Here is a 25,869-nt window from a genome sequence, read left to right as displayed (position 1 = left end):
TCGACTCCGAGATCGACATGGATGACAGGATCGGGGTGGGGGACGAGAACCGACTCGTCGTTCCGTCGGCTCACGATGCTTGCCAGTCGGGCGGTTATAGGGCCAGCATGGCGGCGGCGACCTGGTCGGCCGCGGCGGGGCGCAGAGCGGTACCCATGTTGTCGAGGACGAGCAGTCGCGCCCCAGGGATTTCGGCGGCGAGGACCTCGCCGTTGCCGACCGGGAAGAACGGGTCGGCGCGACCGTGCACCACGAGGGTGGGCACGTCGAGCTCACCGAGCCGCTCCCGCCAGCGCGGGGCGCAGTCGATCCGGGAGAAGACCATCCCGAGCTGGTTCGCCTGGTGTACCGCGGGATTGCTCGACGGCGTCCGGTCCCAGATCCGGGCCGCGCTCGCCCGTGCCTGCTGCGGATCGTTGCCCAACGGCTCGGCCGCCGAGGCGGCGAACGCCGCGACGGCGTCCCGGTCGGTCCAGTCCGGCAGCGGGTGGGAGAACAGCGCGCCCATGACCGCGGGGTCGTGATCGGGCAGGTCCTCGTCGACCGGGCCCGGCGCCACCGGCCGAGTGCCGACGAGGGTCAGTGCGCAGAACACCTCCGGGTAGTCCAGCGCGGCGACCTGAGCGACCATCCCACCGACGCCGACTCCACCGAGATGGGCGGTCCCGGCACCGAGCACCTCGACCAGCGCGGCCGCGTCGGCGGAGAGATCTCGCAGGTCGTAGGCCGGATTCTCCGGGTCGAGGGTCGTCGACGCGCCGGAGTCTCGCAGGTCGTAGCGGACCACGCGCCGCCCGCCCGACGCGAGCCGCTCGCACAGCCCATCGGGCCAGGACAACATCGTTGTGCCGCCGACCAATAGGACCAGCGGATCGTCCTCGCGGCCGAAGCTCTCGATGCCGAGATCCACACCGTTGGCCCGCACCGAGGTCACGCCCAATCGAAACGGTCTCGTCATGCCTGGACTCCTGTCTGTCGGTATACCCAGAGGTATCGACGACAGATTCACCCGAAAGTAATCGGTGTAGCCGAGATCTAGCCGAACAATGTGACCGACGCAGACGCCGATAACGTCTTGGCGGGGTAGCTGATGCGTTTGGTTTGATACAGCTGTTCTGCTTGTTGTTGCCACCATTGCCCGCGCTGTGGCTGGCCGCACTCGGTCAACACGCCGCCCAGCATCGACATCGCGTCCGCGTCCGCTTCATATGCGCCGATCTCCAGCCACATGAGGGCCTCATCGACGCGATCGCGCGGCAGCAGTAACGCTGTCATTCCGGTGACGGCGTTGTAGTGCCCGGCGTTGATCGCTTTCGGAACCACTCCTCGGACTCCGAGCGTTTCGACAATAGTTGCCCGAGGCAGTCCATGGCATGGACCTGCCCGGCTTCGGCGGCCACCCGCACGAAGTGCTCCGACTTGGCGAGATCGCCGCGGTGCATGGCAACGACGCCATATCCGTAGTGCAAGCCGAACTGATTCGTCGAGCCTTGGGTGGCCAGGCTCTGACGATCGAGGATGTCGGCAGAGCCGGGGCTGAGCTCGCCGATCGCGCGACGCTACACCGCTGGCAGGGCTGCGTCCGCCGGGGAACCGGCCCGGTCGGCCGTGAGTGCGCCGGCCAGCGCCCAGGTGCGGTGCTGATCGTGCGGACCGGCCAAATCCGTGGTGGTCAGCACGACTTCGGTGGCGCCCGCGTCGTAGTAGCGCTGGATTCCGGCGGCGATGGTGTCCTCGTCGCCGATGAGCGCCAGTTCCGCCGCCCGCGAGGCACCTTCGAGTTCGATGACCCTGCGATAGGAAGGCACCTGCTCATAGAACGCGAGCTGTTGCACTGCCGTGGCACGGGTGCCCTCGACATCGGAGGTGACGACTGCCGGGACGAAGGCGATGATGCGCGGTGCGGTTTCCGATGTCTGCGTGATCACCGGCACGATGTGCTCGCTCAGGGTCTTCGGGCCCGCCAGATACGGCAGGATGCCGTCGGCGAGTTCGCCGGTGACGCGTAGTGCTTGCGGCCCCATCGCGGCCACCAGCACCGGTACGCGTGGTTGTGCCCCGGGCACCGCGGTCGGTAGCGGCGGTGTGACCGTCAGCAGTTCACCGTGGAAGTCGGCGGTGCCGGTGTCGAGCAATTCTCGTAGCGCGGTGAGGAACTCGCGTAAGCGGGTAATGGGCCGATCGAAGGAGGTGCCGAACGCACCGGCGGCCAGCGTCGAGCCGACGGCCAGACCCAGGTGATAGCGTCCGTGCGTCGCGGCTTGCGCGGTCTGTGCCTGTGAGGACACCAGCAGCGGGTGGCGGCCGACCACGGGGATGGCCGAGGTGCCGACCTGTAGGCCCGGCACCTCCCGGCCCACGATGGCGGCCAGGGCGGGGGAGTCGTAGTCCATCCGCTGTCCGAACCACACTGACCCGATACCCAGCTCGGCGACCGAGCGGGCCTGCGCCACGATCTGGTCGACGTAGTTGCCCGAATTCGAGGCAGCGAGCGCAATTCCGAGAGTCATGCCGGGGGCAACCTGGACGCGTGCGCGCCTGTTCCCGAACGGCGAGATGAAATCAGCTTGATCACAAGGGTTTTCGTCGCCACACGAGTCTGCGGGCCGATCGTCTGGGGAGGGTCGCGTCGATGCGGTGGTGGCGACCGGGCACGCTGTCATGAGGAGAACCTGTGCGCCACGAGTCCAGCAGGTGGACCCACCATCGCGGGTGATCGACTCCATCCGGGAACGGTCGCGGTGCCATAGGCGAGCGCCCTCGCGGCCTCGTCGCCTAACACGGCGGCCGGGTACCCGATCGCCGTGTCATGCGGCTCCGCGCAGCCTGGCCGCCGTCCACGTCGACCGTGATGGTTTCGAGGTGTTCCCCGAGCCCGCGCCCGGGTGTCATTCGCCGGTCTGATCGGCGGCGAAGCGGGCGGCGATCTCGGCGGCGGTCACCTTGGTCAGCTCGACGAGGAACGGGAGGCGCTCGGGGATCATTAGGGTGGTGGGGCCGCGCAGGCCGAGGGCGAAGCGGGCGTCGCCGGTGGGGGTGAGGATGGGCACGCCGATGGTGCGGAAGTCGGGATCGAGTTCTTCGTCGTTGTAGGCGTAGCCGCGGGATCGGGTGCGGGTGAGTTCTTCTCGCAGTTCGGTGGGGGTGGAGACCGAGCGGGCGGTGCCTTCGTCGTAGGGCAGGGTGGCCAGGAAGTCGTCGGGGGTGTCGGACCAGGCGAGCAAGGCTTTGCCCAGGGCGCTGGCGTGCAAGGGAAGTCGAACGCCCATGAGGCGGTGGCCGTCGCTGTCGCGCCAGCGGCTGGTGCCGAGCAGCACGGCGTGGATGCTGTGGCGGATGGCGACAGAGGCGCTGGCGCCGGTGGTGGCGGCGAGCTGTTCGAGGCTGGGTTCGGCGAGGTAGATGCGGTGCTGGCGGTAGGCGATCTGACCGTATTCGGCCAGGGCGCCGCCCATGCGGTAGCGGCTCGAGGTTTCGTTCTTGTCCAGGAATCCGGCCTGCACGAGGGCGCTCAATAGCCGGTGCGTGGTGCTGACCGCCAGGCCCTGCTGGCGGGCGATCTCGGATACGCCGCGTTCCTCGCCGCCGCGGAAGCAGTCCAGCACAGACAGGGCACGGGCGACGGTCTGCACTCCGGAAGCTTCCACGCCGGGACGGTAACACGGCGCGGCCGTGCCGCTGGCCGACAGCGCTTTTCCGCTATGTGGAAACCCTGGCGTGATCGGATTCTGCTCACGGTGAGCGAAAAGCGGCACGTCAGTTGAGCTTTCACCCGGTCGGCCGAAAATAGGTGTCCAATAACGCTTCCGCTGTGTACCTGTCAATCCTTCCGATCCCCGGAAAGCATTACCTCGCGACGCCGCAGCTGCACCCCTACTGTCGCTGCTCATGGATCGGCTTCGATCCCCGATTCGGAAGAGGTGTTCCACGATGTTCCGCACGCGCAGGCCGAACCGTTGGCGTCTGGCGCTCGCGCTCGCCCCTGTCGTTGCTCTGGTGGCGGCATGTGGCTCGGGAACCGCCACCGAGGCAGGCCCCCGGGCGGAGCTGGTGCTGAAGGTGGCCGACCCCGGCAATTCCGGTCCGCTGGCGGTGGCCAAGCGCGACGGCACCTTCGACAAGGCGCTCGCTCCGCTGGGCGCGAAGGTCGAATGGGTCACCACCACACCGGGATTCAGCTCCATGCTGAAACTGTTCAACACCAAGGAACTCGACGTCTCCGGTGCCGCGTTCAGCCCAGTGGTCGGCGCGCTGTCCAAGGATGTGGCCGTGCGCATCGTCGCGGTGCAGGACCCGGCGGGCAAGGATCAGAGCGGCATCATCGCGGGCAAGGATTCCGGCATCCACTCCGTCGCGGATCTGGTCGGCAAACGGGTCGCGGTCAATCCGGCCGCCAAAGGCGAATACATCCTGCTCAAGGCGCTGGCACAGGCCGGTATCCCGGCCGACAAGGTGACGCGAGTCCCGTTGCAGCAGAAGGACGCAGCCTCGGCGTTCGCGACCGGCAAGGTCGATGCGTGGGCGTCGTTCCTGGTGCCGTATCAGGAGGCCAAGGCCAACGGCGGCGTGGAGATCGCCACCGAACAAAGCATCGGCTCCAAGGACAACTCGGTGGTGGTGTTCCGCACCGAGATCATCGACAAGCGGCCCGAAGTCGCGGCCAAGTATCTCGAAGTGCTGCAGAGCCTGGCTGCTCAGCAGCACGACAATCCCGCCGGGTTCGAGAACGTCTTCGAGCAGACCGGTCCGCGCGCGCTCACTGGTGCGCGCCTGTCCGACGCTTTGCGGGTCGGGGCGGAGGCGACCGTGCCGCGGCTGCCGGTCGATTCCGATGCCGCCGATTTGGCCGATGTGGTGAATCTGTTCGCCGACAACGGTGTGATCACCCGCAAGATCACCGCCTCCGACATCTTCTACGACCTGAAGGCCAAGCTCACTCCTGAGCAACTGGCCGCGCTGAAGACGGGCCGCTGACATGGCTGTGCTCACTGCCCCCACCGCCGAGGAAGACCTCGGCACGCTCGCTGCGCCCCGCAGCCGGGTCGAGAAGTCCAGGCCCGCATGGCTGTCGGTACCGCTGCGTTTCCTGCTGCCCGCGTTGATCGTCGCCGCCTGGTGGATCGGCTCGGCCACCGGTGCGCTCTCGCCGCAGGTGCTGGCCGGACCGCCCAAGGTGTGGTCGGCGTTCACCGAACTGCTGGGCAGTGGCCAGCTGCTCGACTTCGCGGTGGCCTCCTTCACCCGCGCCGCGTTCGGTGTCGGGCTGGGCGTCGGTGTCGGGTTGCTGCTCGGCCTGATCGCCGGATTGTCCAGCCTCGGTGAGGAATTGGTGGACTCCACCATGCAGATCGTGCGCGCGGTGCCGTTCCTGGCGTTGGTGCCCTTGTTCATCGCCTGGTTCGGCATCGATGAGCTGTACAAGGTGGCACTCATCGCGGTGGCCACCGTCGCGCCCATGTATGCGTATACCTATCTGGGAGTGCGCAATGTGGACCGCAAAGTGGTCGAGGCTGCGCGTGGATTCGGTTTGAGCGGGGCGCGGCTGGTGCTCGAGGTGATCCTGCCCTCGGCGCTGCCGGGGATTCTCATGGCGCTGCGGGTGTGCTTGTCCATCAGTATCACCGGCCTCATCGCCGCCGAGCAGGTCGGTACCGCCGAAGGGGTGGGCTATCTGGTCACGTTGGCGCAGGAGTACAACCGCACCGATTACATGGTGCTGTGCGTGGTGCTGTATGCGGTGCTGGGCTTGATCTTCGACGCCGTGGTGCGGTTGGCCGAACGGTATGCGATGCCTTGGCGGCGGCAGGTGGCAATCCGATGACCGCCGTGGAACAGTCGCCGCGTGCCACCGCGCCGGTCGCCGTGCGGATCACCGGACTGCGCAAGGCCTTCGGTGACAAGATCGTCCTCGACGGGGTGGACCTGACCATTCGCCGTGGCGAGTTCGTGGTTCTGCTCGGCCCAAGCGGCACCGGCAAGACCACCCTGCTGCGACTGCTCACCGGCCTGGAAACCCCGGACGCAGGGCAGGTGCTGGTGCCCGCGGTGCGCACCACCGTCTATCAGGAGCCGAGGCTGATCCCGTCCAAGCGGGTGCTGGCCAATGTGACTGTCGGGCAACGCCGTTCGAAGCAGACCCGGGAGGCGGGCCTGCGCGCGCTGGCCGAGGTGCATCTGGGCGGCAAGGCCCGGCAGTGGCCTGCGACCCTGTCCGGTGGTGAAGCCCAGCGTGCGGCGTTGGCGCGGGCGCTGGTGCGCGAACCCGAACTGCTGTTGCTGGACGAGCCGTTCGCCGCGCTTGATGCGCTGACCCGGTTGCAGATGCAGGACCTGGTGGGGGAGTTGGTGACCCGTCACCACCCGGCGGTGCTCATGGTGACCCATGACGTGGACGAGGCGGTGCGCCTGGCCGACCGGGTGCTCATTCTCGATCGCGGCCGCTTCGCGGTGGACACCGAGATCGACCTGGCCCAACCGCGCGACGGCAACGACCCTGCCGCGCTGCGCTATCGCGCGGCCTTCCTCGCCGAACTCGGCGTCGGCACCGCGCCCTCGAAGAACTCAGGAGCATAGATGACCCCCACAGCACAGCCCGATCCTGCAGGCACCCTCTGGTACACCCGCTGCCCGGTGCCGACCGCCAGCGGGCTGGCTCACAGTCTGGGCTGGCTGGGCGAGACCGCCCGTACCCACGGCCTGGACTTCGCGGTCCTGCAGGACGCTGGCCCGGAGCTGGCCGCCCGCCACTTCGACCACACTCTCGCGGGCTTGGTGCGTGAAGGCGGCAACGTGCCCGCGCTGGCCGCGCGCGCTCAGCGCGCACCGACCCGGCTGATCGGGCTGACCTGGATCGACGAAGCGCAGGCCATTCTGGTCGGCCCGCAGTCGCCGGTGAGTTCACCGGCCGAACTGGCGGGGCTGCGGATCGGCATCCCGGCTTGGGCGCAGGATCAGGCGCGCAGCTTCCCGCGAGCGATGGCGCTGCACGGGTTCACCAGCGCCCTGCGCCTGGGCGGGCTCACCCTCGCCGATGTGCAGGTCGTGGAACTCGGTGTGGAGCGGGATCCGCAGGTGCGCACCGAGGTTCAGCAGCGTGCCCGGTCCATTACCTGGGGCGCCGACGAGTTGCTGACCGGTGCGGTGGACGCCATCTACGTCAAAGGTGCCCGCGCTCGAGAAGTCGCAGTGCGGCACGGGCTGCGGGTAGCGGTGGACCTGGATGCCACCGACACCAAACGTCTGCGCGTCAACAACGGCACCCCGCGCCCGATCACGGTGCATCAGGATCTGCTCGACACCAACCCGGACGCGGTGATCGGGTTCCTGGCTCAGAGCCTGCGGGCGGCGGACTGGGCGACCGACAATCTCGACGGTGTGCGGGAGGTGCTGCAACGCGAAACCCTGTCCGGGCCTGAGGGAGTCGTGGCCGCCTACGGCACCGAGTTCCATCGTGGTCTGCATCCGTCGCTGGATCTCGAACGCCTGGACCTGCTCGGGGTGCAGAAGCAGTTCCTCTACACCCACGGTTTCCTTGCCACCGATTTCGACCTCGACTCCTGGGTCGCCCACGAGCCGCTGGCGCGGGCACGTGAGCTGGTTGCCGCCGGGAAGGTCGCCGCATGACCGAGTCAGGGCCCGGAGGAGGCAGCTCGCGTAACCACGGAGGGCCCCTCGGGCATGCAAGAAGGGACACAGCATGACCGAATATCTGTGGCGGCTGCCAAGCCGTGGTGACGGCCGCCGGGCTCGCCCGCAGTTGCGTCACCGCGGTGGATTCGGTGACCCGGCCCCGACACCGGCTGGCGGACGCTTCGGTGCGCGCCCGGACGACCGGGAGCCGACCGATGTACGCCCCGGGCACCACGGACCTTTCGATGATCTGCACCAAGTGATCGACGCCGCCGAGCTGGCGGGCCTCGACGGTGTGCTCGCGCCGTACGACCCGCTGGGCGAGGAATCCTGGATCGTGGCCGGTGGTGCGTTGCGCGCCACCCGCCACGCGCGTGTCATCGTCGAATTCCAGCCTGCTTTCGGCACTCCGGTGTACGCGGCGAAGGTCTCGGCCACCCTGCAACGGCTGTCCGCGGGACGGCTGGGCTGGCGGCTGGCCGTCGACACCGACACCGAGGAAGCACGTACCCGCGGCGACCGGGTCGGCGGGGACGACCGGTACGCGCGGGCAGCGGAGTTCCTGACCGTGGTGCGCGGAGTGTGGAATGCCGACCCGGTGCCCGGTGCCGGATTCCAAGGCACCGGATTCGATTTCGCGGGCGAATACTACGACGTGATCGACGGCGGCTTCCGTGGCATCCTGTCCGGGTTGCCGTTCCCGACGGTGTACCTGTCGGGCACTTCGCAACCGGCACTGGATCTTTCGGCCCGCCACGGTGATGTGCACCTGTTCACCGAATCCACCGACGGTCCGGCCGCGGCGCTGGCGCGGCTGCGAGAGCGCACCGCCGAGACCGGTCGCCGGGTGCGCGCGGGGTTGGAGCTGCCGGTGATCGCCCGGGAAACCGAGGACGAGGCGTGGGCGCGCGCCGAACGCCAATGGCGCGAAGTACGTCCCGACGGTCCCGGCGCGCGATCGTTGCGTCTCGACGGTGCCCGCTGGGGCGGGTTCGCCGAGCTCGGCTACCCGCAGCCGGTCGGCCTGGTCGGCAGCTATGAGCATGTCGCCCAGCAGTTGCAGGCCTACGAGGCCGCCGGTTTCGACAGCATCGTGTTGTCCGGGCACCCGAACATCGAGGAAGTGCACCGCGCCAGTGAGCATTTGCTGTTCCTGGCCGACCCTGCCGGGCGCACCCTGCAGGAGACCACGGCATGAGCATCGACATCTATTGGCGCATCGGCATGGAAGGCGACCATGCCTCCCTGCGTACCCCGCGCCGCTACAACCGCGGCCACGCCAACGGCTACGGCCCGGGCAATATCGCCCCGGCCGTGCGCGGGGGCGCACTCGATGGCTACAGCTACATCGACCACGTCGCCGCCGTCGCCAGAGCCAGTGAATCGGCCGGGTTCCTTGGCGGTCTGTTGCCCTCGTTCCCGGTGACCGAGGACCCGTGGGCCTTTGCCGCCGCGCTGGCCCGCGAGACCACCACCTATCGGTTCATGGTTGCCTTCCAGCCAGGGTTCCTGCATCCGGTGCAGGCCGCGCGCATGTCAGCCAGCCTGCAACGCGCCACCGGCGGACGGCTGGTCTACAACATCATCAGCGGCGGCGGTGGCCCGGCCCAATTGTGGTGGGGGGGACAAGGTATCCCACGACGACCGCTACGCACGCACCAGCGAATTCCTCGATGTGCTGCGCGGGGTGTGGGACGGACAGCCGTTCACCTACGACGGCCGGTTCTTCGGCACCGATGCCGCCGCCTTGCCGCCGGGCCTGGCGGGGCAACCGTTCCCGGAGGTCTACTTCTCCGGGTCCTCGAGTGCTGCAGTGCAGGCCGCGGGCCGTCACGCCGACTACTACCTGTCCTGGCTCGAGCCCTACGCCGATCTGCGCGCCAAGTTCGACGGGGTCCGCACACACGCCGAAACGATCGGGCGCACACCGAAATTCGCGGTCCGCATCGACATCGTGGCCCGCCACACCGAGGAAGCGGCCTGGGCCGAGATCCGCAAAGGCTGGGCCTTCGTCGATCGCGACGCCGCCAACCGCGCCGCTCGAGGTGATTCGGTCGGCGCGGCCCGCATCAAAGGCTGGGTGCCCGAAACCATCACCGACTACCGCGATCTGGAAGTGCAGCCCAATGTCTGGTGCGGGTTCAGCCTGATTCGCGGCGGGCCCGCCTTCGGTCTGGTCGGCAGCTACGAACAGGTCGCCCAGCGCCTCGACGAGTTGATCGATCTCGGTGTGGACGCCTTCATTCTGGCCGGTAACCCGCATCTGGAAGAGGCCTACCGGATCGGTGAGGAAGTACTGCCGCTGCTGAGTCGCACCCGTCCGACCACTCCCGTGCTCACCCATACCTGAACAGGAGAAGCCATGACCACCACCGAGATTCGGCTCGACGAGACCGTGCAGGCCTTCGTCGTCGCCGCGACCCGCGACGCGGAGAAGGCCTTCCGAGTGCTGCGTGAGACCGGCACCGTCACCGGCAACGGCACCGTCAATTTCGTCGAACGCGTACCGGGCACCGACATCGCTGTCGCCCTCAACGAACCGGGCCCGTGGGCAGAGGACCGCACTGTCGTGCCGGTCGTCGTCGGCTTCGACGGAGAGGTGCTCTCGGGCACCGGATCCGCCGGGTTCGTCACCGGCTACGCCAAGGTGTTCCGCGCGCACCCCGAGATCACCTCCGTGGTGCACGTGCACAGCCCGTGGCTGGGCGGCTGGGCCCAGACCCACCGCGTATTTCCGATCCGCTACGCCGCGGTGCAGCGGCTGACCCTGTCGCGGCAGATCCCGCCGCATATCGACCGCAGCATCGGCGCCGGGGATTTCATCCTCGACCAACTCACGCGCGACCCCGACCTGATCGCCATCTTCGAAGCCAACGGCGGCGCCAACGTCATCGGCCGCGCCGGACTGCTCGAGCTGGCCAAGCTGGTGGTGCTGCTCGAGGAGGGCGCCCAGTATCAGGCCATCGCCGAAACACTCGGCGGCTCAGTAGATTTCGACAAATCCAACCTGGCCGTCCAATGGGGCCGCACCGGCCTCGCCGACGAAGCCCGCCGCCGCGGCCTGATCTGACCACGTCCCAGCACCCCCAGGAGACTTTCCATGTCCGTTCGTGTCGGCTACTTCCCGCACAACAACTCCCTGTTCGTCCTGCGCCACCGCGGCATCCTCGAGCGCACCCTGCCCGATGTGGAATGGGTAGACCTGCGCGCCCTGCCGCAGCCGGAACGCGTGGATGTGAAAACCGCACTGCCGTCGCTGCATTCGGACCTCTTGTTCACCGATCCCGGCTACGACTTCATCGGCACCGGCTTCACCCCGCCGGTCACCGCCTTGGCCCACGGCCGCGACATCGTCTACGTCGGCATCTCCGGTCCGCGCATCGAGAACGGGCGCCTGGTCACCAAGGCCGACAGCGGCATCGAATCGGTCGCCGACTTGACGGGCAAGCGCGTCGGCATCGCCCACGGCTCCTGGCAGACCACCCTGCTGCTGTTCGCGTTGGAGAAGGCCGGACTGGGCTGGGCCGACATCGAACCGGTCGACACCGATGTGCACGACGGTGGCGCCGCGCTGATAACCGGCGACCTCGATGCCTGGGTGGGCGCTTACCCGGGGTTGACCGCCGTGGAGGCCGTGACCGAACTGCGGACGCTGGTCGACACCGAGTCACTGTTCAGCCATCCTTCGCTGTGGTTCACTCGCCGCGACTTCGCCGAGAACAATCGCGAAGCCCTCGAGACGATCATTGCCGCGCTGCAGGAATCCGATGCGTGGATCGTGCAGAACCCGCGCGCGGCCGCCCAGTACTTCGTCGACGACATCGTCGCCCGGGGTGGCCGCGCCGATCTGGACGCATGGGAGGCGGCGCTGCGCGGGCGGCCGTTCGGCATCGGCCCGGTGACCGAGGAATTCCTCGACGAACAGCAGCACGCCGCGGACTTGCTAGCCGCGAACAGGCTAGTGCCCCGGACGATTCGCGTGCGCGAAGCGGTAGACGCATCGATCGGCGAGTTCGTCGCCGCGAGCCGCGAACCGGCGACCGCCAACTGACAAACGCTGTCCGGCCGCTCAACTGAGCGCGCAGCCCATACCGCAAGGTCGAGGTCGCAGCCCGACCACGTCGACCGATTTCGCGCAGTGGCCTACTGACGGCGCAGCGAGCCGATGGCATCGGCGAGTAGGTCGATGCCCTCGGCGACGGCCGGTTGGGTCAGGCTGCCGTACCCGAAGACCAGACCTTCCGGTCCCGCCTTCTCCACCCAGTAGGGCGCCAGGCCATAGACCCCGAGGCCGCGTTCCAGCGCTGCATTCGTCACAGCGGCTTCGGTGAGATCGGGCGGCAGCCAAGTCATCACATGCAGGCCCGCGGAGACTCCGATCGGCACGAGATCGGGCACCTGTTGGGCCAGTCGGCCGACGAGGGTGTCCCGCAACTGCCGGTACCGCGGCCGCATCCGGCGCAGGTGCCGATCGAACTCGCCCCGCGCGACGAAGTCCGCGAAGGTCAGCTGGTCGAACACCGGCGAGCCGCGATCGTCGATCACCTTGGCCGCCGACATCGGCTCGACCAGACGGCTCGGCAGGATCAGCCAGCCGAGCCGCAGTCCGGGCGCCAGCGTCTTGCTCGCCGTACCTGCGTAGATCACGGACTCCGGCGCCAGGCCCTGGATGGCGCCGATCGGCTCGCGGTCATAGCGGTACTCCGCGTCGTAGTCGTCCTCGATGACCAAGCCATCGTGCTCGGTGGCCCACGCGACCAACCCGGCCCGCGTCTGCGCCGAAGCCACCGCACCGGTCGGAAACTGGTGGGCCGCGGTCACCACGACGACGTCGGCTCCCGACCGCTCGAGCGCCTCCACATCCAGCCCGGTCTCGCGCACCGGCACACCGACCGTCTCCAACCCCGCCTTCGTCGCGACGGCACGAAGCTCATTGTCGGAGGGGTCCTCGACCGCCAGCCTGCGATACCCGGCAGCCACCAGCACCTGCAGGAGCAGCCGCGAACCCTGGGCGAATCCGCTGCAGATCAGCATGTTCTCCGGCCGCGCCGACGTACCGCGGACCCGGTTCAGGTAGTCGGCCAGAGACTCGCGCAGTTCGGCGGTGCCGCGCCCGTCCAGGTAGGCCAAGCTACTGTTCGGCGTCTCGTTGAGCACCTTGCGGATCGACCGCAACCAAGCAGCGCGAGGGAACTGGGAAACGTCCGGCTTGCTGTATTTGAAATCGATTCGGGGCGGTCGCTCGGTCGCCGCCGCGCTCTTCTGCTCCATCTGGATCCCCGCCGCCGCCTGCGCTACCTGCGTGTAACCGCCGGTCCGGCTGACCAGATATCCCTCGGCCACCAACTGCTGGTAAGCCTCGACAACCACGCCCCTGGACAGTCCTAGATCCGTCGCGAGGGCGCGAGTCGCAGGCATCACCGCGTCAGCCCGGAGCAGCCCCTGCCGGATCCGGTCCCGGATGCCACTTTCCAACTGCTGGTGCAGCGGCACGGACGAGTCGCGCCGGAGCTCGACGAACAGCTCACCCGCGCCCGAATTGGTCCTGGAACGACGCATAGAACTGGACCTTATCCAAGTACCGCTTCGCTGTCAGGGTGGTGAGCACACCACTTCCAACAGGAGTACGCGATGACCACCACCACTCTCACCCTCGAACTGCTGCACCCGGGACAGGCCGGGTACGACGAGGCGCGAACGGTCTGGAACGCGATGATCGACCGCCACCCGGCCGTGATCGCCCGCTGTCACAGCACCGCGGACGTCGCGGCGGCGGTCCGCTTCGCCCAGGACAGGAACCTGGAGATCGCTGTCCGCTGCGGCGGCCACAACATCGCCGGACTCGCCGTACCCGAGGGCGGCCTGATGATCGACCTGACACCGATGAACGCGGTCCGCGTCGACCCCGAGCGGCGGCTCGCCTGGATCCAGGGCGGCGCCCTGCTCGGCGAACTGGATCGCGCCACCCAGGAATACGGCCTGGCCACCACGGCAGGCAATGTGTCGCACACCGGCGTCGGCGGCCTCACTCTCGGCGGCGGGATGGGCTGGCTCGCCCGGCAGTTCGGACTCGCCTGCGACAACGTGGTTTCCTACGAACTCGTGACCGCCGAGGGCGACATCGTGACAGCGAGCGCGACCGAGAACCCCGAGCTGTTCTGGGGACTGCGCGGTGGTGGCGGCAACTTCGGCATCGTCACCTCGTTCGAGTTCCGCTTGCACCACATCGGCACCCGCACTCTCGTCGCCGAATTCACCTACGCCTGGGAAGAGGCCTTCGCCGTACTGCGAGGTTGGCGCGACCTGAACGCAACCGCACCCCGCCAGGCCACCTTCACCGCAAGCATCCGCGGCCAGGAACTGACCATCGGCTTCGTCTGGGTCGGCGACCCGGACGAGGGCGCCGACCTGATCGCGGCCTTCCGCGAACTCGGCACGATAGTTGCCGAGCACATCGAGGAGCTGTCCTACCTGACCCTGCAGAGCCGCGAAGACAGCGCGCAAGGACATCGGTTCCGCCGCTACTGGAAAGGCCACTACTTCAAGTCCCTGCCCGACGAGGCGATCCGCGCCCTGCTCCGCAACCCCGGCGTCGGCGCCAGCCTGCAGGCCTACGGCGGCGCGATCGCCGAGGTTCCCGACGACGACGCCGCCTTCAGCCACCGCGACACCGAGTTCGAGTTCGTCACCGCCACCCGCTGGGAGGACCCCGCCGACGACACCGAACGGATCGCCACGATCCGCGCGTACGCCGCCACCCTCGACCCATACGCTGGCGGCGCCTACGTCAACACCCTCAACGGCGACAGCGTCAGCCGCGCCTTCCCGCCAGCAAAGCTGGCCCGGCTGACCGCGCTTAAAAACGACTACGACCCCACCAACGTCTTCCACCTCAACCAGAACATCCGGCCGACCGCCTAGCGTTTGTTGTCCAAATGCTACGGGCCACCACCGCTGGCCACATCCACAGAGCCAGCCACCACGCCCGACCCAAGCGAAACCTCGCCCCCCAATCCAAGATCCGAATCCGGATTACCGACCGAACGTTGGCTGACGAGGCCGTGGCATCGTCGTCCCGAACGTGAGTTTAGACAGGAGCGGCAAAATGAAGCCTTCACGCAGCGGTCATCTCCCGATCAACGGTCTGAGTCTCTATCACGAGGTATATGGAGAGCTCGGCACACCGAAAACGACTCCATTGCTACTCATCCCCGGCTCGCACATGGCCACCGACTCGATGCAACCATGGGTGTCGGCTTTCGCGGGCACACGCACCGTGATCGTCTTCGATCAGCAGGGGCACGGCCGCACACCCGACACGTCGCGCGAGCTGTCCTACCCGCAGTTCGCTGACGATGCCGCAGCTTTGCTGCGCGCGTTGAAGATCGAGCGCGCGGACGTGATGGGCTACTCACAAGGCGGCGGAGTCGCGCTGCAACTCGCGATCCGGCACCCCGCACTGGTCAACAAACTGGTCACGCTGTCGGCCACCTACCGCAGGGACGGCTGGCCCGCGTCGGTGCTCGCCGACGTCGAGGATTCAGGAAGCACCACACAGTGGGCTGGCACGTCCGTCGAAAAGGCGTTCATGGCGCACACCCCGGACGCCGCCGCGTTCGAGGCCTACCTCGAAAAGATGAGGATCTTCGGCAACAACGAACAAAACATCAGCGACGCGGAGATGCGTTCGATCTCTGCGAACACGATGGTCATCGCGGGCGATACGGATGACGTGAAGCCGGAACATACGCTGGCGATGTTCAAGCTGCGCGGCGGCGATGCGGACGCGGCAATGTCGCGGGTAGGGGCTCCGGCCGCGCGCCTGGTGATTCTGCCGACGACGCATGTTGGCATCTTTTGGGAGTCAGCGGTATTGGCGCCAATGGTGAGCGCGTTTCTCGATGATGTGACGCCGCCGGTGCCGGACTTTTTCTGAGCACGCACGCCGGATCGCCACCGCAGGGCGGACTAACGGACAGACGGAAACCGCTGTGTCACAGGCGCATTCCGGACATGTGGCAGCCGGTACCGACAGTGTGAGAGCGCCAAGAGTTCCAGACGGACCCCGGTAAGCCGCATATCGCGCTGCCGCGAGACGATGCGGTCAACCCATCCGGTGCGCTTTCGCGGCGGCGTCGATGGCGAACTGGTCGGGCTCGATGCCATCGAGGCTTTACTCACGGCGTCCTGTCGATCACCGAGGCGAGCAGGTCGAGGGCTTTGTCGATATCGTCAGGTGAGATGGCGCCGTATCCCAGGATGAGGCCGTCTGCGCCGTCGGTCATCCGGTATCGGGACAGTGGCAGCAGCCCGAGGCCGTCGGCACGGGCGCGTCGGGCGATATCGCGCGCGTCGAGACCGGGCGCCGTCCACGCCGACAGGTGGAGTCCGACGGCGGACGGAATAACGGTCATCGACTTCGCGAAATTCGTTGTCAGCCGGTCGACGATCATATCGTGCCTGGCCTGGTACTCCCGGCGCATCCGGCGGATATGTTTGGCCAGCAACCCCTCTTCGATGAAGCCGACCAGAGCGGCCTGGTTCGGCCCTGGCGAATGCCAGTCGGTGACGAACTTCGCGGCCCGCAACGCCGACCGGAGCGCGGGCGGTGCGGCGACGAAGCCGAGCCGCAGCACCGGAAGCATGACCTTGGAAAAGGTTCCGACGTAGACAACCCGGCCAGCGGAATCGAGACTGTGCAGCGGCTGCAATGGCCGACCGCTATAGCGGAATTCGGTGTCGTAGTCGTCCTCGATCACCACGGCGTCGCGGCCGCGCGCCCAATCCAGCAGCGCGAGTCGGCGATTCAGCGACATCGCGATGCCCAACGGGAACTGGTGGGACGGCGTCACGTAGACGATCCTGGCGTGGTCGGGCAGTGCGTCGACGCGCAGTCCCTCCCGGTCGACCTCGACGCCGACGACTTCGGCTCCGAGGGTGCGGAACAGTTCGCGCACCGGTGAATAGCCGGGATCTTCGATCGCCACGCAGTCGCCGGGGCGCAGCAGCACCCGTCCGACGAGATCGAGCGCCTGCTGGATCCCCTGGGTGATGATGATGTTGTCGGCGGTCACCTTAACCGCGCGGGAGACGCCGATGTGACGCGCGATGGCGGTGCGCAGCGCGGGCAATCCGACCGGGTCGATGGGCATTCCGGTACCCATCGACGACGCCCGCAGCACCTGCGAGGTCAACCGCCGCCACGCCTCGTAGGGGAACAGCCGGACGTCAGGAATACCGGGGCGCATATCGTATTGCGGTGCGTCGGCGAAGAATTCGGCGGGCGGCACGGTGATATTCGCCCACGAGGGCAGTGGCCGGACCACCTGCTCTCCCTCGTACGGCGCCGGATCGACCAGCGCTGCGGGGGGTACCGCGCTGACGAATATCCCTGCCCCGATCCGGCTTTCGGCGATGCCATCGGCAACCAGCCGATCGTAGGCTCCGGTCACGGTATTGCGCGATACCGCCAGACGTCGCGCCAGTTCGCGCGACGGTGGCAGCGGCTGCCCCGGCACCAGCCGCCCGTCGAGGATCGCGGCCGCGAGCTGGCGGTAGATCTGACCGCCCAGATCGCCGCGACCCGATAACGTGACGTGAACGTCCACGATCAGTCTCGGCGGCGGGACGGCCGCACGAGATGGTACGCGGGTGCCGCGTTCATATATGAATTCGGTCGAGCATACGCGCAGCTTACTGAACAGCTCGAGGCACGCAACTTTTCCGATGCGGCCTCGTTTCACCCACCGAACTCGGGTGATCCCCGCACATTCGGACCTACGGATACGCGGATCCCGGTATCCGGTTACCTAACCGGATGGGATACGGCGTTCAGGTGGCGCGCACCAGATAGGGGGCGACACTGCCGAGTTTCTCGCAGGTTTCCTCGAATTCGCGTTCGGGACTGGATTGGCCGATTATGCCCGCGCCAGCACGCAGCCACGCCACGCCGCCGCTCTGGTACACCGCGCGCAATACCAGCGTCGCCTCCAGCGAACCGTTCGCCGAAACCGTGACCACCGCACCGGAGTACAGCCCGCGGGGTTCATCGTGACGGAATATGGCGTCGACAGCGGCCCGCTTCGGTATGCCCGAGGCGGTGACCGACGGGAAAAGCGCTTCCAGCGCATCCCAGCTGGTCCGATCGCCGCCGAGCCGTCCGCGTACCGTCGAAGCCAGATGCTGGACGCTGCCCCGCTCCCGGACCGCCATGAAATCGGCGACGGCCGACGAACCCGGTTCGGCGATAGAGACCATCTCCGCGAAGGATGTCCGCACCGAAACGGCATGCTCCATAATCTCTTTCGGATCCGATTCGAGGCTATCGCGGGCGGCGAGATCGGCGACCGCACCCCGGCCGAATGCTCTGGTGCCCGCCAGCGGCTCGGTGGTGACCACCCCCTCGTCGTCGACGGAGACCACGAGTTCCGGGCTGAATCCCGCCGCCGCCAGATCGCCGAGCCGCAGCAGGAATGAGCGGGCCGGGGTGTTGTGCATCCGGCCGAGGCGATAGCTGGCGGGTAGATCCACCCGGAACGGCAATTCGACCCGGCGCGACAGGATCACCTTCTGGTAGCGGCCTGTGGCGATCTCGGCGACGGCTGCCGCGACCCGCTCCCGGTAGCCACTCGGATCGGCGCTGATATCGGTGGGGTGCCCCATCGGGGGCGGTCCGGCGGGTGCGCCGAGCAGTTCCTCGATCGCGACGAGTTCGGCGGTACTCGCCCCGTTCACGGTCACCTCCGCATCGGTGACGGTCACCTCCATGCGGGGAATCATCAAGTGCGCCAACTTTGTTCCACCGGACAGATACTGTTGCGCGTCGAGCGTGTACGCGCAGGACTCGAATCCGATCCAGCCGTACGCGGTACCCGATGCCCCCGCGCCACAGCCGACCCGCAACGATTCCAGCGCACGTGCGAGCGCCGCTACCGGTCGGCCCGTCCAGCCCCGCGTGGTCTGATGGCCCGCCGTGGTGACCCGCAGCTGGTCGGTATCGAGTTCGATAGCGCCCAAGGGGGCGGCGGCGAAGACCCACTGACCCGGCCGCTCGTAGATGACGTGATCACCGAACAGGCCCGATCCGGCCAGTCGCGCCATCGCGGTCACCGGATCGACAGCGGCCTCGACGCGCAGGAATTCCGGGGTTGTCACGCGGTTCTCCGTTCCGAGGTATTCGATTCGACCGCAATGGATTTCGCATCGAGTAGCCGCTCGACGAGATCTAGGATATGCGCGAGCGAGGTGAACGATACGTTCCCGACCTCGGGGATCTCGATGCCGTACGCCTTTTCCAGGCGTGCGGCGAGCTCGAGTTCGAGCAGTGAGTCGACATTCAATTCATCCGCGAAATCGGCCTGATCGGTCACCTCGGTAACCGGAAGCTCGAGGACGGCGGCGACAAGTACTCGCAACTCCTCGATATCCGCCGTCGGCCGTGCATTACTCGTCATCGTCATTCCTGATCGGGTGTGGGATTACCGGAAATACGCGGGCCGAGTAGTTGCAGCGTCGCGGCGTCGCCGTGTGGCCCGCTGGCGCATGTCGCGTAGACCGGTCCGGTATCGGCGGTACCGAGATAGTCGATCGCCGCCACGCATTGCAGGACACCGAGGGCGCCCGAACTGTCCCCGAGCGGCCCGGTCAGGTCGGCGGTCGGGATCGGCGCGGTGATATCCGGCGGCAGTGCGGTCGGCGTCAGCCAGAGCGCCCGCGGTCGCGCCGCGACATCGATCATGGCGGCCACCTGGCTGAGAGCCATTGTCCGAGAACGACTCCCGACTACAGCGCGCACCGTGGCCCGCCGATATTCGGCATGGGCGTTCGATTCCATGACGACGGCCGCTGCCCCGTCGAATACCGCACCGTCCTGATCCGCGCCGAGTAGTCGCCGCACCTGCGGGGTATCTGGTTCGACGCCGACCACGACCGCGATATCGGCGCGACCCGCGGTGATGAGGTCATCGGCCCAGTACAGCGCGTCGATTCCGCTGGTGCCGCCATTGCAGAGCGTCAGATTGGGCCCGCGCAATCGGTGCCGGATCGCGATCCAAGCGGCGATGGCATTGGCCGAAACGTGGGGCAGCCCCAAGGGACTCAGACCCGCGGTGGTTTCCTCGGCGATGCGGTCGGTGAATTCGCAGGCGCTGTCGATATTTCCGTAGTTAGAGCTGACCACGGTGGCGGTCGTGGCGTTCGCGGCGACCGAATCCAAATCCGCGTCGGCGAGCGCGCGCTCGACCGCGCGCAGGGCCAGTCGCGATGCCCGATCCTTGTGCCGCATCTCGCGTCCGCTCAGGTCGATCGGCGCTTCGGCGCGTCCACGTTCCGAAGGATCGCGCAGGAGATCGGCCGCGGTCGCTAGCCCGTTGATGGCGAGACCGACCCCGGTCACGACCGATGGCTGCCGCTTCACATCCGGCCCTTCTCGATAACGGCGACCGCGTTGATACCACCGAATCCGAAGGCGTCGATCTGGGCTATCGCGAGGTCGGCGCGGACGGTTTCCCCGGCCAGCCGCAGCGGCGCGGCCTCGGCGATCGGATCGGTGAGGCCGAGTATCGGGGGCACCTGCCCGCGCCGCATCGCGATAATCGCCATGATGAGGCTGAGCAGCCCGGAACCGCCGAGGGTATGACCGGTCATCGACTTGATCGCGGTCATCGTGGGCGGCGAATCGAGGGCGCCGAATACATCGGCCAGCACCGACGCCTCGACCGCGTCGTTGAGTTGGGTGCCGCTGCCGTGCAACATCACCAGGTCGATATCCGCCACGCCGACACCCGCGCGTTTATGGGCGTCGGCGATGACTGCGCGAATACTTGCCGGATCGGGCGCGGTGGCATGGCGCGCGTCGCAGTTCATACCGACGCCGCGCAGCCGCGCGTATCCGCTGTCCCCGGTTCCGGCCCGGCGCAGGACCACCGCCACCGCGCCTTCGCCCATGATCATGCCCGCGCGGCCGGAATCGAACGGGCGCACAGCACTCGGCACCCCGCTCTGCACCCGGTCGATCGTGCCGAACGCGCTTTCGGTGATCGAATCCGTACCGGCGACTATTACCGTATCGGCCCGGCCCAATTCGATCAGATCCGTCGCCATACCCAGTGCGTAAAGCGATGCGGCGCAGGCACTCGCGACGGTGTGCACCGCGCCGATTCGTGGGTCCTCGCGCAGTGCCGCCGCGAAGTCGAGCCGCCGGGGATCGAGCTGCGGGGCGGACGGCGAGTTCGCCTTCTTCCACCAGAGCTCGACCGAACGCTGTTCTCGCAGTGTGGTTCCCACCAATACCGGGTACCGATCGGCGGTGGGCGGGAGCTCGGCGTCCGCCAGCGCCTGCTCGACCACCGCGCGCAACCAGCGCGTCGCGCGGAAGGGGCGATCGATATCCGCGGGACCGCGATCATCTATTTCGTAGGCGTGGCGGGTCCGGTATCTCGTCGCGTCGAATGCGCGCAGTCTGCCCACGCCGCTGCGCCCGGCGCACAACGCGTCGAAGATCCGGTCGGGACTGTCCCCGATGGATGCGACCGCCGCCATCCCGCTGATCTCCCACGACATCAGCGTGCGCCGATCGCCTGGAGCTGGTTGCGCGCGAGTTTGCCCGTCGAGGTGGTCGGCAGCGCGTCGACGATTTCGACGCGCCCGGGTCGCTTGAATGAGGCGAGGTCGGCGCGCAGCGCTGCGACGACGGCCCGGCGCACCACGGCGGTCTCGAACCTACCGTCCGGCACGACGAACGCGACGGCATGGGCGAGTCCGTGCCGGTCCTCCGTCGCGACGACGGCGCAATCACGTACTCCGCTCACGGCGCGGATCACCGTCTCGATATCGGCAGGCGCGACTTTGTAGCCGCCGAGATTCATGAAATCATCGGCCCGTCCGAGATATCGGATGGGTCCCGCACCCGAGCGTCGGACGATGTCACCGGTGTAGGCGCCACCCGCGTCGAATGTCGCGCGGGTCGCCTCCGGCCGATCGAGATAACCGGTCGCCACGGAGGGGCAGGCGATATGCAGGCGGCCCTCCACCTCCTCACCGGTCAGTATCGCGCCGTCGTCGCCGCGAATCGTCGCGTGCACACCCGGTACCGGTGTGCCGATGGTGCCCGGCGCCGGCTCGGACGGCGATGTCGATACGGCGATATACAGGACTTCCGTCGTCCCGAGACCGTTGACGAGGGGAACTCCGAGCCGCCGCATGATCCGTTCGCTCAGGTCGGCGGGCAGACCCTCACCCGCCGCAACCGCCACCCGCAGCCTGCTATCCGCGGTGCGGTCGAACAATTCGATGAGCGCGGCGTACAGGCGCGGCACCGAGAACAGGATCGTCGGGTTGTGGCGGCGCAGCGCGTGGGCGACCACAGGGGCATCCACACCGCCGCGCAGCAGCACCGTGGTCGCACCGGCGTGCAGCGGCAGCAGCAACGAATTGCCGAAACCGTAGGCGAAGGAGAGTTTCGCGGTCGACAACACCGTATCGGCCTCGGTGAGCGCGAGAATTGTGCCGAATCCGGCGGGTCCCGAGATCAGGGCGGCCGCCCGGTGCGGCACACCCTTGGGGACCCCGGTGCTACCGGAGGTGTATTGCAGGAGCGCGACCTGATCCGGCGACCACGGCGCGGGCTGAGCGTGGTCCGACGATTCTGGCGACCGCCGCTGCCGCAGTATCAGCTCGCGGATGGTATCGCCGTCGAGCTGTGCCGTATGCGGTAATACGGCTGCCAGACCGTCCCTTCTCGACGCGGGTACGTCGAGGTAGACGAACTCGACCCCGCAGTCGGCGGCGATGAACGCGATCTCCTTATCCGCCGACGCCGGATTCACCGGTACCGCGGCACATCCGTGCCACCACAGTCCGAGGATCGCCACCACGGTCGCGACCGAATCGTCGGCGAGCACCATCGCCCGAGTGCGCGGCACCACCTCGGCGTCGGCGAGGAGCCCGGCGAATAGGCCTGCGGCCCTGAATAATTCGGCATAGGTAACCTGGCCTATCTCGGAATCGAGGTAGGCCGCACGGTCTTTGCGCGGCGAGTCGATATGCTTTCCGACGAAGAAGTCGATGAGGTTCACTTGCGAACACCGCCGTCGACGACCGCGAGTACGTCACCCAGCGAATCCACGGTTTCGACCGATCCGTCGACCAGCGCGACGCCGAATTCACGTTCTATACGCGCCAATATCTCGGCCTTCTCGAGTGATGTGGCGCAAAGATCATCATAGAAATGCGCTCTGAAATCGATTCCGTCTTCGTCGACCTCGAGAACGTCGGCGGCTATCGCACGTAACCGCAGGGTATTTCGGTCGCTTTCGTCGTGGCGGTGCTCGGGTACAGCCATGGGATGTCCTCACGGATAACGTTGTCCAGAGTCGAGGAGGTGGGCACCGCCATGTGCTCCGGGACGGATATGCGCGGCCCATCACCGGATGGACGCCAATTCCTGGTGCCTGCCCACCTTTTCGTCCTCGTTCGGTTGAACCGTATAAGCCGCCGACCCCGCGGAAAAGGGCCAATATCAACGAATTCGAGTGGGCCGGTCGGCGCGACTCGAATGCGGATACGTTGGTCGGTCTCTGGTCATCGACACAGGTCGGCCCGGTGGGCAGCTGCGTGAGAGAACGGTGCACCCCTTATCCGTCGACGCGGCGCAAGGGCGCACCGGTCGTCCGATGACCGACGCGGAGTCGTCACTCGACCTAGATCTACGTCCCCGGAAATATCGCCCGCCGATATTTGTCGGCTCGGGAGCGCTCAGTCCGCGCCGGGCTTCGAGAACGCCGTCGCGTTCGTTGGCGCCGGAGCGCCCGCCTCGGCGGGCAGTGGCAACGACAGATAGTCGAACCTGCGACCGGTGAGCTCCGCCGTGAGCGGGCCCCGTCGGGGTGTGCCGTCGAGATCGTAGAACATCGCACTCGCCGAGCCGCTGAATTCGTCGCCGCGCACGGTCAATTCGAAACGCACAATCCCCCGGTATACCGACTCCGGATTCGCGCGGTCGACGGTGAACTCGAGGAATGCGCCCGATACCGTCGCGCCATCCGCCCGCCAGTTACCCATACCGTTGCTATCGCTGGTGACGCGGTTGCCGTGATCCGGATTCGACTGCGCCATAGTGCCGTCCGGGTGGAACGTCATGACGTGATATGCGAACGGTGCGCCGTCGGCTCGCACTTCCCAGACGCCGACGATACTCATCGCGCCCCGCACAAATCGGCCAGAAGTTGTATGCCACGGCCGATCTCGGCGGTCGGCACATTCGCGAAACTCAGCCGGATCCCGTTGCGCGGCGGATCGTCGGCGGCATAGAACATCGCGCCGGGCAGGAACGCCACACCGGCATCCAGCGCCGGTCCGATCAGCGCACCCGCGTCGAAATCACCGGGGCCCTCGACCCATACGAACATCCCGCCCTCCGGTTCGGTCCAGGAGAATCCGGGTGGCAGATACGCACCGAGCGCCGCGGTGAGCGTGGCCAGCTTGGCCGCATAACTCTCGACCGCATGGGCCACATGGGCGGCACCTTTCACATCGCGCAGGAATGCGGTCGCGATGGCCTGGTTGAAGGTCGAGGTCTGCATATCGATGCCCTGCTTCAGCGCGAGTACATGGTCGAGCAGTTCCTCGGGCAGCACCGCGATACCGATCCGCAGCGCCGGTGCGAGGGTTTTCGACAGTGACGTTATGTAGACGGTGTTATCCGGCGCGACGGACCAGAACGCGGGTAGCGGCGTGCCCCGGTACCGGAGATCTACGTAGACATCGTCCTCCACCACCGTCGCGCCGTGCCGCTTGACGACCTCGGCCACCTGCGTGCGGCGCACCGCCGACATGGTCCGACCGGTCGGGTTCTGGAAGGTCGGCAAGAGATAGACGAATGCCACGCGCTGCCCACTCAGCGCGACATCCAATGCGGCGGGCAGGATTCCGTCACCATCGGATTCCACCCCGATGACCTGCGCCCCGTGACTACGGAACACCTTCACCGCGGGACCGTAGGTCGGTATTTCCACCAGCACCGTGGCGCCAGGATCGAGCAGCGCCATACAGACATTGTGCAGCGCACCCGATCCGCCCGTCGCGATATGTAGCCGATCGGCCGGGCACCCGATCCCCCGTGCCGCCAGCAGCAGCCGCGCCTGTTCGATCAGTGGCGGGAACCCCCGGGTCATCCCGTACTGCAATACCGAATTCCCGTACTCCGCATAGACATCCGCGGCCAACGACGCCACCAGCTCGCCGGGCAGCAGTGCCGGATCCGGCGCGCCGACAGCGAAGGAGATCACCTCGGGACGGCGGGCCAGCGTCGCGAAGATATCGTCGATCGGCCCACTGCGCACCGCGGCGGCGCCACGGCTGACCCGGGTGGTCACGGTCTCGCGCTTACCATCGCGGGGTCACATCGTAGCCGCGCGACCACGTCGGCCACCCCACCGTCGAATTCCGGTGTCAGCACTACATCTTCGTTGAACATCGGATCGGTACGCATCTCGACCGCCACCAGCTCCTCGGTCTCACTGAGGTTGACGGCCACGTGCACCACGCCCTCCGGGATATAGATGAATTCGCCCGGTCCGTGCAGATATGGCGTCAATTCAGGCCCGATCAGCGTCGCCGCCGTGCCCTGCAAGCAGATGACGATGATCTCGGTGTGCGCATGGTAATGCGCCCGCGAGGCTTTTCCCGGCGCCATATTCACCATTCCGGCCGAAATACCATGGCTCCCTGAGGTTTCCCGTGTGACACACGGGACCAAGTGCTGTCCCTGCCGCCCGATCTTCTCCGCCATATCGGCTGCGGCTATTACCCGGACGGCCTTCGAAATGTTCACTATCGGCATCCCATACTAATCGGTCTGGATGACTGGAAGATAAGTCATTCTCACCGGTGGGGCGAGTGCGAAAACCGTGTCAACCCGAAGTTCCCCGAGCCGTCGCCGCTCGAGTCCTGTCACCGTCCGACCGGTTTCGCGGGGCTCGACCGCTCGCGCCGCACTGGATCATCTCAGGAAGCGCGCCAGGTGCCGTCGGGCGGGTAGACCCGGATCTGGTGGCGCAGTGGATGGCCGAGGTGCAAGCCCCACCGTGCCGAAGCCGTCGCCCGTTCGCGGCCGATCGGCACCTCAACCTGCAGATGACCTACCACCCCGCAAACGTGGCGGAACGCCAGGGTTGCGCGACGGCCGTCGGCGGTACTGAACATCAGGCTGATGGGGCGATCACGGTCGTTCGTGTTGCGATC

Annotated in this window: 25 protein-coding genes and 1 pseudogene; 10 read left to right on the top strand and 16 right to left on the bottom strand. The window is 67.2% G+C overall.

From position 1 onward, the window contains the following. Positions 1 to 94 precede the first annotated feature (94 nt). The 4 genes from NA5_RS19395 to NA5_RS19380 all read right to left on the bottom strand — a co-directional run bounded on the left by NA5_RS19395 (position 95) and on the right by NA5_RS19380 (position 3,647). Positions 95 to 958 carry an alpha/beta fold hydrolase gene (locus tag NA5_RS19395; protein WP_062988045.1) on the bottom strand — a complete coding sequence of 288 codons (864 nt, stop codon included), beginning with the start codon at positions 956 to 958 and terminating at the stop codon, positions 95 to 97. Between the two features lie 77 nt (positions 959 to 1,035). Then, entirely contained in the window at positions 1,036 to 1,323 is a 288-nt protein-coding gene (locus NA5_RS19390; RefSeq protein WP_062988043.1) for a hypothetical protein, read from the bottom strand. Positions 1,324 to 1,559: 236 nt separating this feature from the next. Beyond that, on the bottom strand, positions 1,560 to 2,510 hold the full coding sequence (locus tag NA5_RS19385) for a TIGR03564 family F420-dependent LLM class oxidoreductase (protein WP_062988041.1): 951 nt from the start codon (positions 2,508 to 2,510) through the stop codon (positions 1,560 to 1,562). Positions 2,511 to 2,888: 378 nt separating this feature from the next. After that, complete coding sequence (locus tag NA5_RS19380; protein WP_062988039.1) at positions 2,889 to 3,647, bottom strand: IclR family transcriptional regulator; 759 nt, start codon at positions 3,645 to 3,647, stop codon at positions 2,889 to 2,891. A 283-nt stretch (positions 3,648 to 3,930) separates the two neighbouring features. On the opposite strand from NA5_RS19380, the gene NA5_RS19375 reads away from it, so the two are divergent. The 8 genes and pseudogenes from NA5_RS19375 (at position 3,931) to NA5_RS19340 (ending at position 11,680) form a co-directional block, all read left to right on the top strand. Then, positions 3,931 to 4,974, top strand: a complete 1,044-nt coding sequence (locus NA5_RS19375; protein ID WP_062988037.1) for an NrtA/SsuA/CpmA family ABC transporter substrate-binding protein — start codon at positions 3,931 to 3,933, stop codon at positions 4,972 to 4,974. Position 4,975: 1 nt separating this feature from the next. After that, the gene (locus NA5_RS19370) at positions 4,976 to 5,821 is read left to right on the top strand and encodes an ABC transporter permease (RefSeq protein WP_062988035.1); all 846 of its coding nucleotides are present in this window, start codon (positions 4,976 to 4,978) and stop codon (positions 5,819 to 5,821) included. Continuing rightward, on the top strand, positions 5,818 to 6,573 hold the full coding sequence (locus tag NA5_RS19365) for an ABC transporter ATP-binding protein (RefSeq protein WP_062988085.1): 756 nt from the start codon (positions 5,818 to 5,820) through the stop codon (positions 6,571 to 6,573). Before NA5_RS19370 ends, NA5_RS19365 begins: the two co-directional genes overlap by 4 nt. Then, the gene (locus tag NA5_RS19360; protein WP_062988033.1) at positions 6,574 to 7,623 is read left to right on the top strand and encodes an ABC transporter substrate-binding protein; all 1,050 of its coding nucleotides are present in this window, start codon (positions 6,574 to 6,576) and stop codon (positions 7,621 to 7,623) included. 73 nt (positions 7,624 to 7,696) lie between these two features. Then, positions 7,697 to 8,827, top strand: coding sequence for an LLM class flavin-dependent oxidoreductase (locus tag NA5_RS19355; RefSeq protein WP_062988031.1), 1,131 nt, complete (start codon positions 7,697 to 7,699; stop codon positions 8,825 to 8,827). 116 nt (positions 8,828 to 8,943) lie between these two features. Continuing rightward, a pseudogene (locus tag NA5_RS19350) lies at positions 8,944 to 9,979 on the top strand (LLM class flavin-dependent oxidoreductase). A 12-nt stretch (positions 9,980 to 9,991) separates the two neighbouring features. Beyond that, the gene (locus NA5_RS19345; protein ID WP_062988029.1) at positions 9,992 to 10,699 is read left to right on the top strand and encodes a class II aldolase/adducin family protein; all 708 of its coding nucleotides are present in this window, start codon (positions 9,992 to 9,994) and stop codon (positions 10,697 to 10,699) included. A 30-nt stretch (positions 10,700 to 10,729) separates the two neighbouring features. Continuing rightward, positions 10,730 to 11,680, top strand: a complete 951-nt coding sequence (locus NA5_RS19340) for an ABC transporter substrate-binding protein (RefSeq protein WP_062988027.1) — start codon at positions 10,730 to 10,732, stop codon at positions 11,678 to 11,680. A gap of 92 nt (positions 11,681 to 11,772) precedes the next feature. On the opposite strand, the gene pdxR (NA5_RS19335) is transcribed toward NA5_RS19340, so the two are convergent. Then, complete coding sequence (pdxR, locus tag NA5_RS19335) at positions 11,773 to 13,188, bottom strand: MocR-like pyridoxine biosynthesis transcription factor PdxR (protein ID WP_062988026.1); 1,416 nt, start codon at positions 13,186 to 13,188, stop codon at positions 11,773 to 11,775. Between the two features lie 72 nt (positions 13,189 to 13,260). Here pdxR (NA5_RS19335) and NA5_RS19330 point away from each other — a divergent pair, with 72 nt between their 5' ends. Next, complete coding sequence (locus NA5_RS19330; protein WP_062988024.1) at positions 13,261 to 14,550, top strand: FAD-binding oxidoreductase; 1,290 nt, start codon at positions 13,261 to 13,263, stop codon at positions 14,548 to 14,550. A 184-nt stretch (positions 14,551 to 14,734) separates the two neighbouring features. After that, the gene (locus NA5_RS19325; RefSeq protein ID WP_062988022.1) at positions 14,735 to 15,565 is read left to right on the top strand and encodes an alpha/beta fold hydrolase; all 831 of its coding nucleotides are present in this window, start codon (positions 14,735 to 14,737) and stop codon (positions 15,563 to 15,565) included. 241 nt (positions 15,566 to 15,806) lie between these two features. Here the strand turns inward: NA5_RS19325 and pdxR (NA5_RS19320) are convergent, their stop codons facing one another. From pdxR (NA5_RS19320) to NA5_RS19270, 11 genes are all read right to left on the bottom strand, one after another. Then, entirely contained in the window at positions 15,807 to 17,237 is a 1,431-nt protein-coding gene (gene pdxR, locus NA5_RS19320; protein ID WP_062988083.1) for a MocR-like pyridoxine biosynthesis transcription factor PdxR, read from the bottom strand. A 223-nt stretch (positions 17,238 to 17,460) separates the two neighbouring features. Continuing rightward, a complete protein-coding gene (locus tag NA5_RS19315; protein WP_062988081.1) occupies positions 17,461 to 18,729 on the bottom strand; it encodes a salicylate synthase in 1,269 nt (422 codons plus the stop codon). 50 nt (positions 18,730 to 18,779) lie between these two features. After that, positions 18,780 to 19,082 carry an acyl carrier protein gene (locus NA5_RS19310; RefSeq protein ID WP_062988020.1) on the bottom strand — a complete coding sequence of 101 codons (303 nt, stop codon included), beginning with the start codon at positions 19,080 to 19,082 and terminating at the stop codon, positions 18,780 to 18,782. 2 nt (positions 19,083 to 19,084) lie between these two features. Then, complete coding sequence (locus NA5_RS19305) at positions 19,085 to 20,044, bottom strand: beta-ketoacyl synthase N-terminal-like domain-containing protein (RefSeq protein WP_062988018.1); 960 nt, start codon at positions 20,042 to 20,044, stop codon at positions 19,085 to 19,087. Beyond that, a complete protein-coding gene (locus NA5_RS19300) occupies positions 20,041 to 21,189 on the bottom strand; it encodes a beta-ketoacyl-[acyl-carrier-protein] synthase family protein (RefSeq protein ID WP_062988016.1) in 1,149 nt (382 codons plus the stop codon). The genes NA5_RS19305 and NA5_RS19300 overlap by 4 nt, the downstream gene beginning before the upstream one ends. After that, positions 21,189 to 22,703, bottom strand: coding sequence for an AMP-binding protein (locus NA5_RS19295; RefSeq protein ID WP_062988014.1), 1,515 nt, complete (start codon positions 22,701 to 22,703; stop codon positions 21,189 to 21,191). Before NA5_RS19295 ends, NA5_RS19300 begins: the two co-directional genes overlap by 1 nt. After that, positions 22,700 to 22,969 carry an acyl carrier protein gene (locus NA5_RS41845; protein ID WP_062988012.1) on the bottom strand — a complete coding sequence of 90 codons (270 nt, stop codon included), beginning with the start codon at positions 22,967 to 22,969 and terminating at the stop codon, positions 22,700 to 22,702. The genes NA5_RS19295 and NA5_RS41845 overlap by 4 nt, the downstream gene beginning before the upstream one ends. A 413-nt stretch (positions 22,970 to 23,382) precedes the next feature. Next, positions 23,383 to 23,826, bottom strand: coding sequence for a hypothetical protein (locus NA5_RS19285; protein WP_245672301.1), 444 nt, complete (start codon positions 23,824 to 23,826; stop codon positions 23,383 to 23,385). Then, on the bottom strand, positions 23,823 to 25,001 hold the full coding sequence (locus tag NA5_RS19280; protein ID WP_062988008.1) for an aminotransferase-like domain-containing protein: 1,179 nt from the start codon (positions 24,999 to 25,001) through the stop codon (positions 23,823 to 23,825). Before NA5_RS19280 ends, NA5_RS19285 begins: the two co-directional genes overlap by 4 nt. Next, positions 24,998 to 25,459, bottom strand: a complete 462-nt coding sequence (locus tag NA5_RS19275; protein WP_169811330.1) for a cupin domain-containing protein — start codon at positions 25,457 to 25,459, stop codon at positions 24,998 to 25,000. The genes NA5_RS19280 and NA5_RS19275 overlap by 4 nt, the downstream gene beginning before the upstream one ends. A 173-nt stretch (positions 25,460 to 25,632) precedes the next feature. Then, on the bottom strand, positions 25,633 to 25,830 hold the full coding sequence (locus NA5_RS19270) for a hypothetical protein (protein ID WP_062988004.1): 198 nt from the start codon (positions 25,828 to 25,830) through the stop codon (positions 25,633 to 25,635). Between the last annotated feature and the right edge of the window lie 39 nt (positions 25,831 to 25,869).

This window comes from Nocardia anaemiae NBRC 100462 (assembly GCF_001612725.1).
Taxonomy (GTDB): Bacteria; Actinomycetota; Actinomycetes; order Mycobacteriales; family Mycobacteriaceae; genus Nocardia; species Nocardia anaemiae.
The sequence above is the reverse complement of the archived record's forward strand: the minus strand, read 5'-3'. Positions and strand labels throughout refer to the sequence as shown.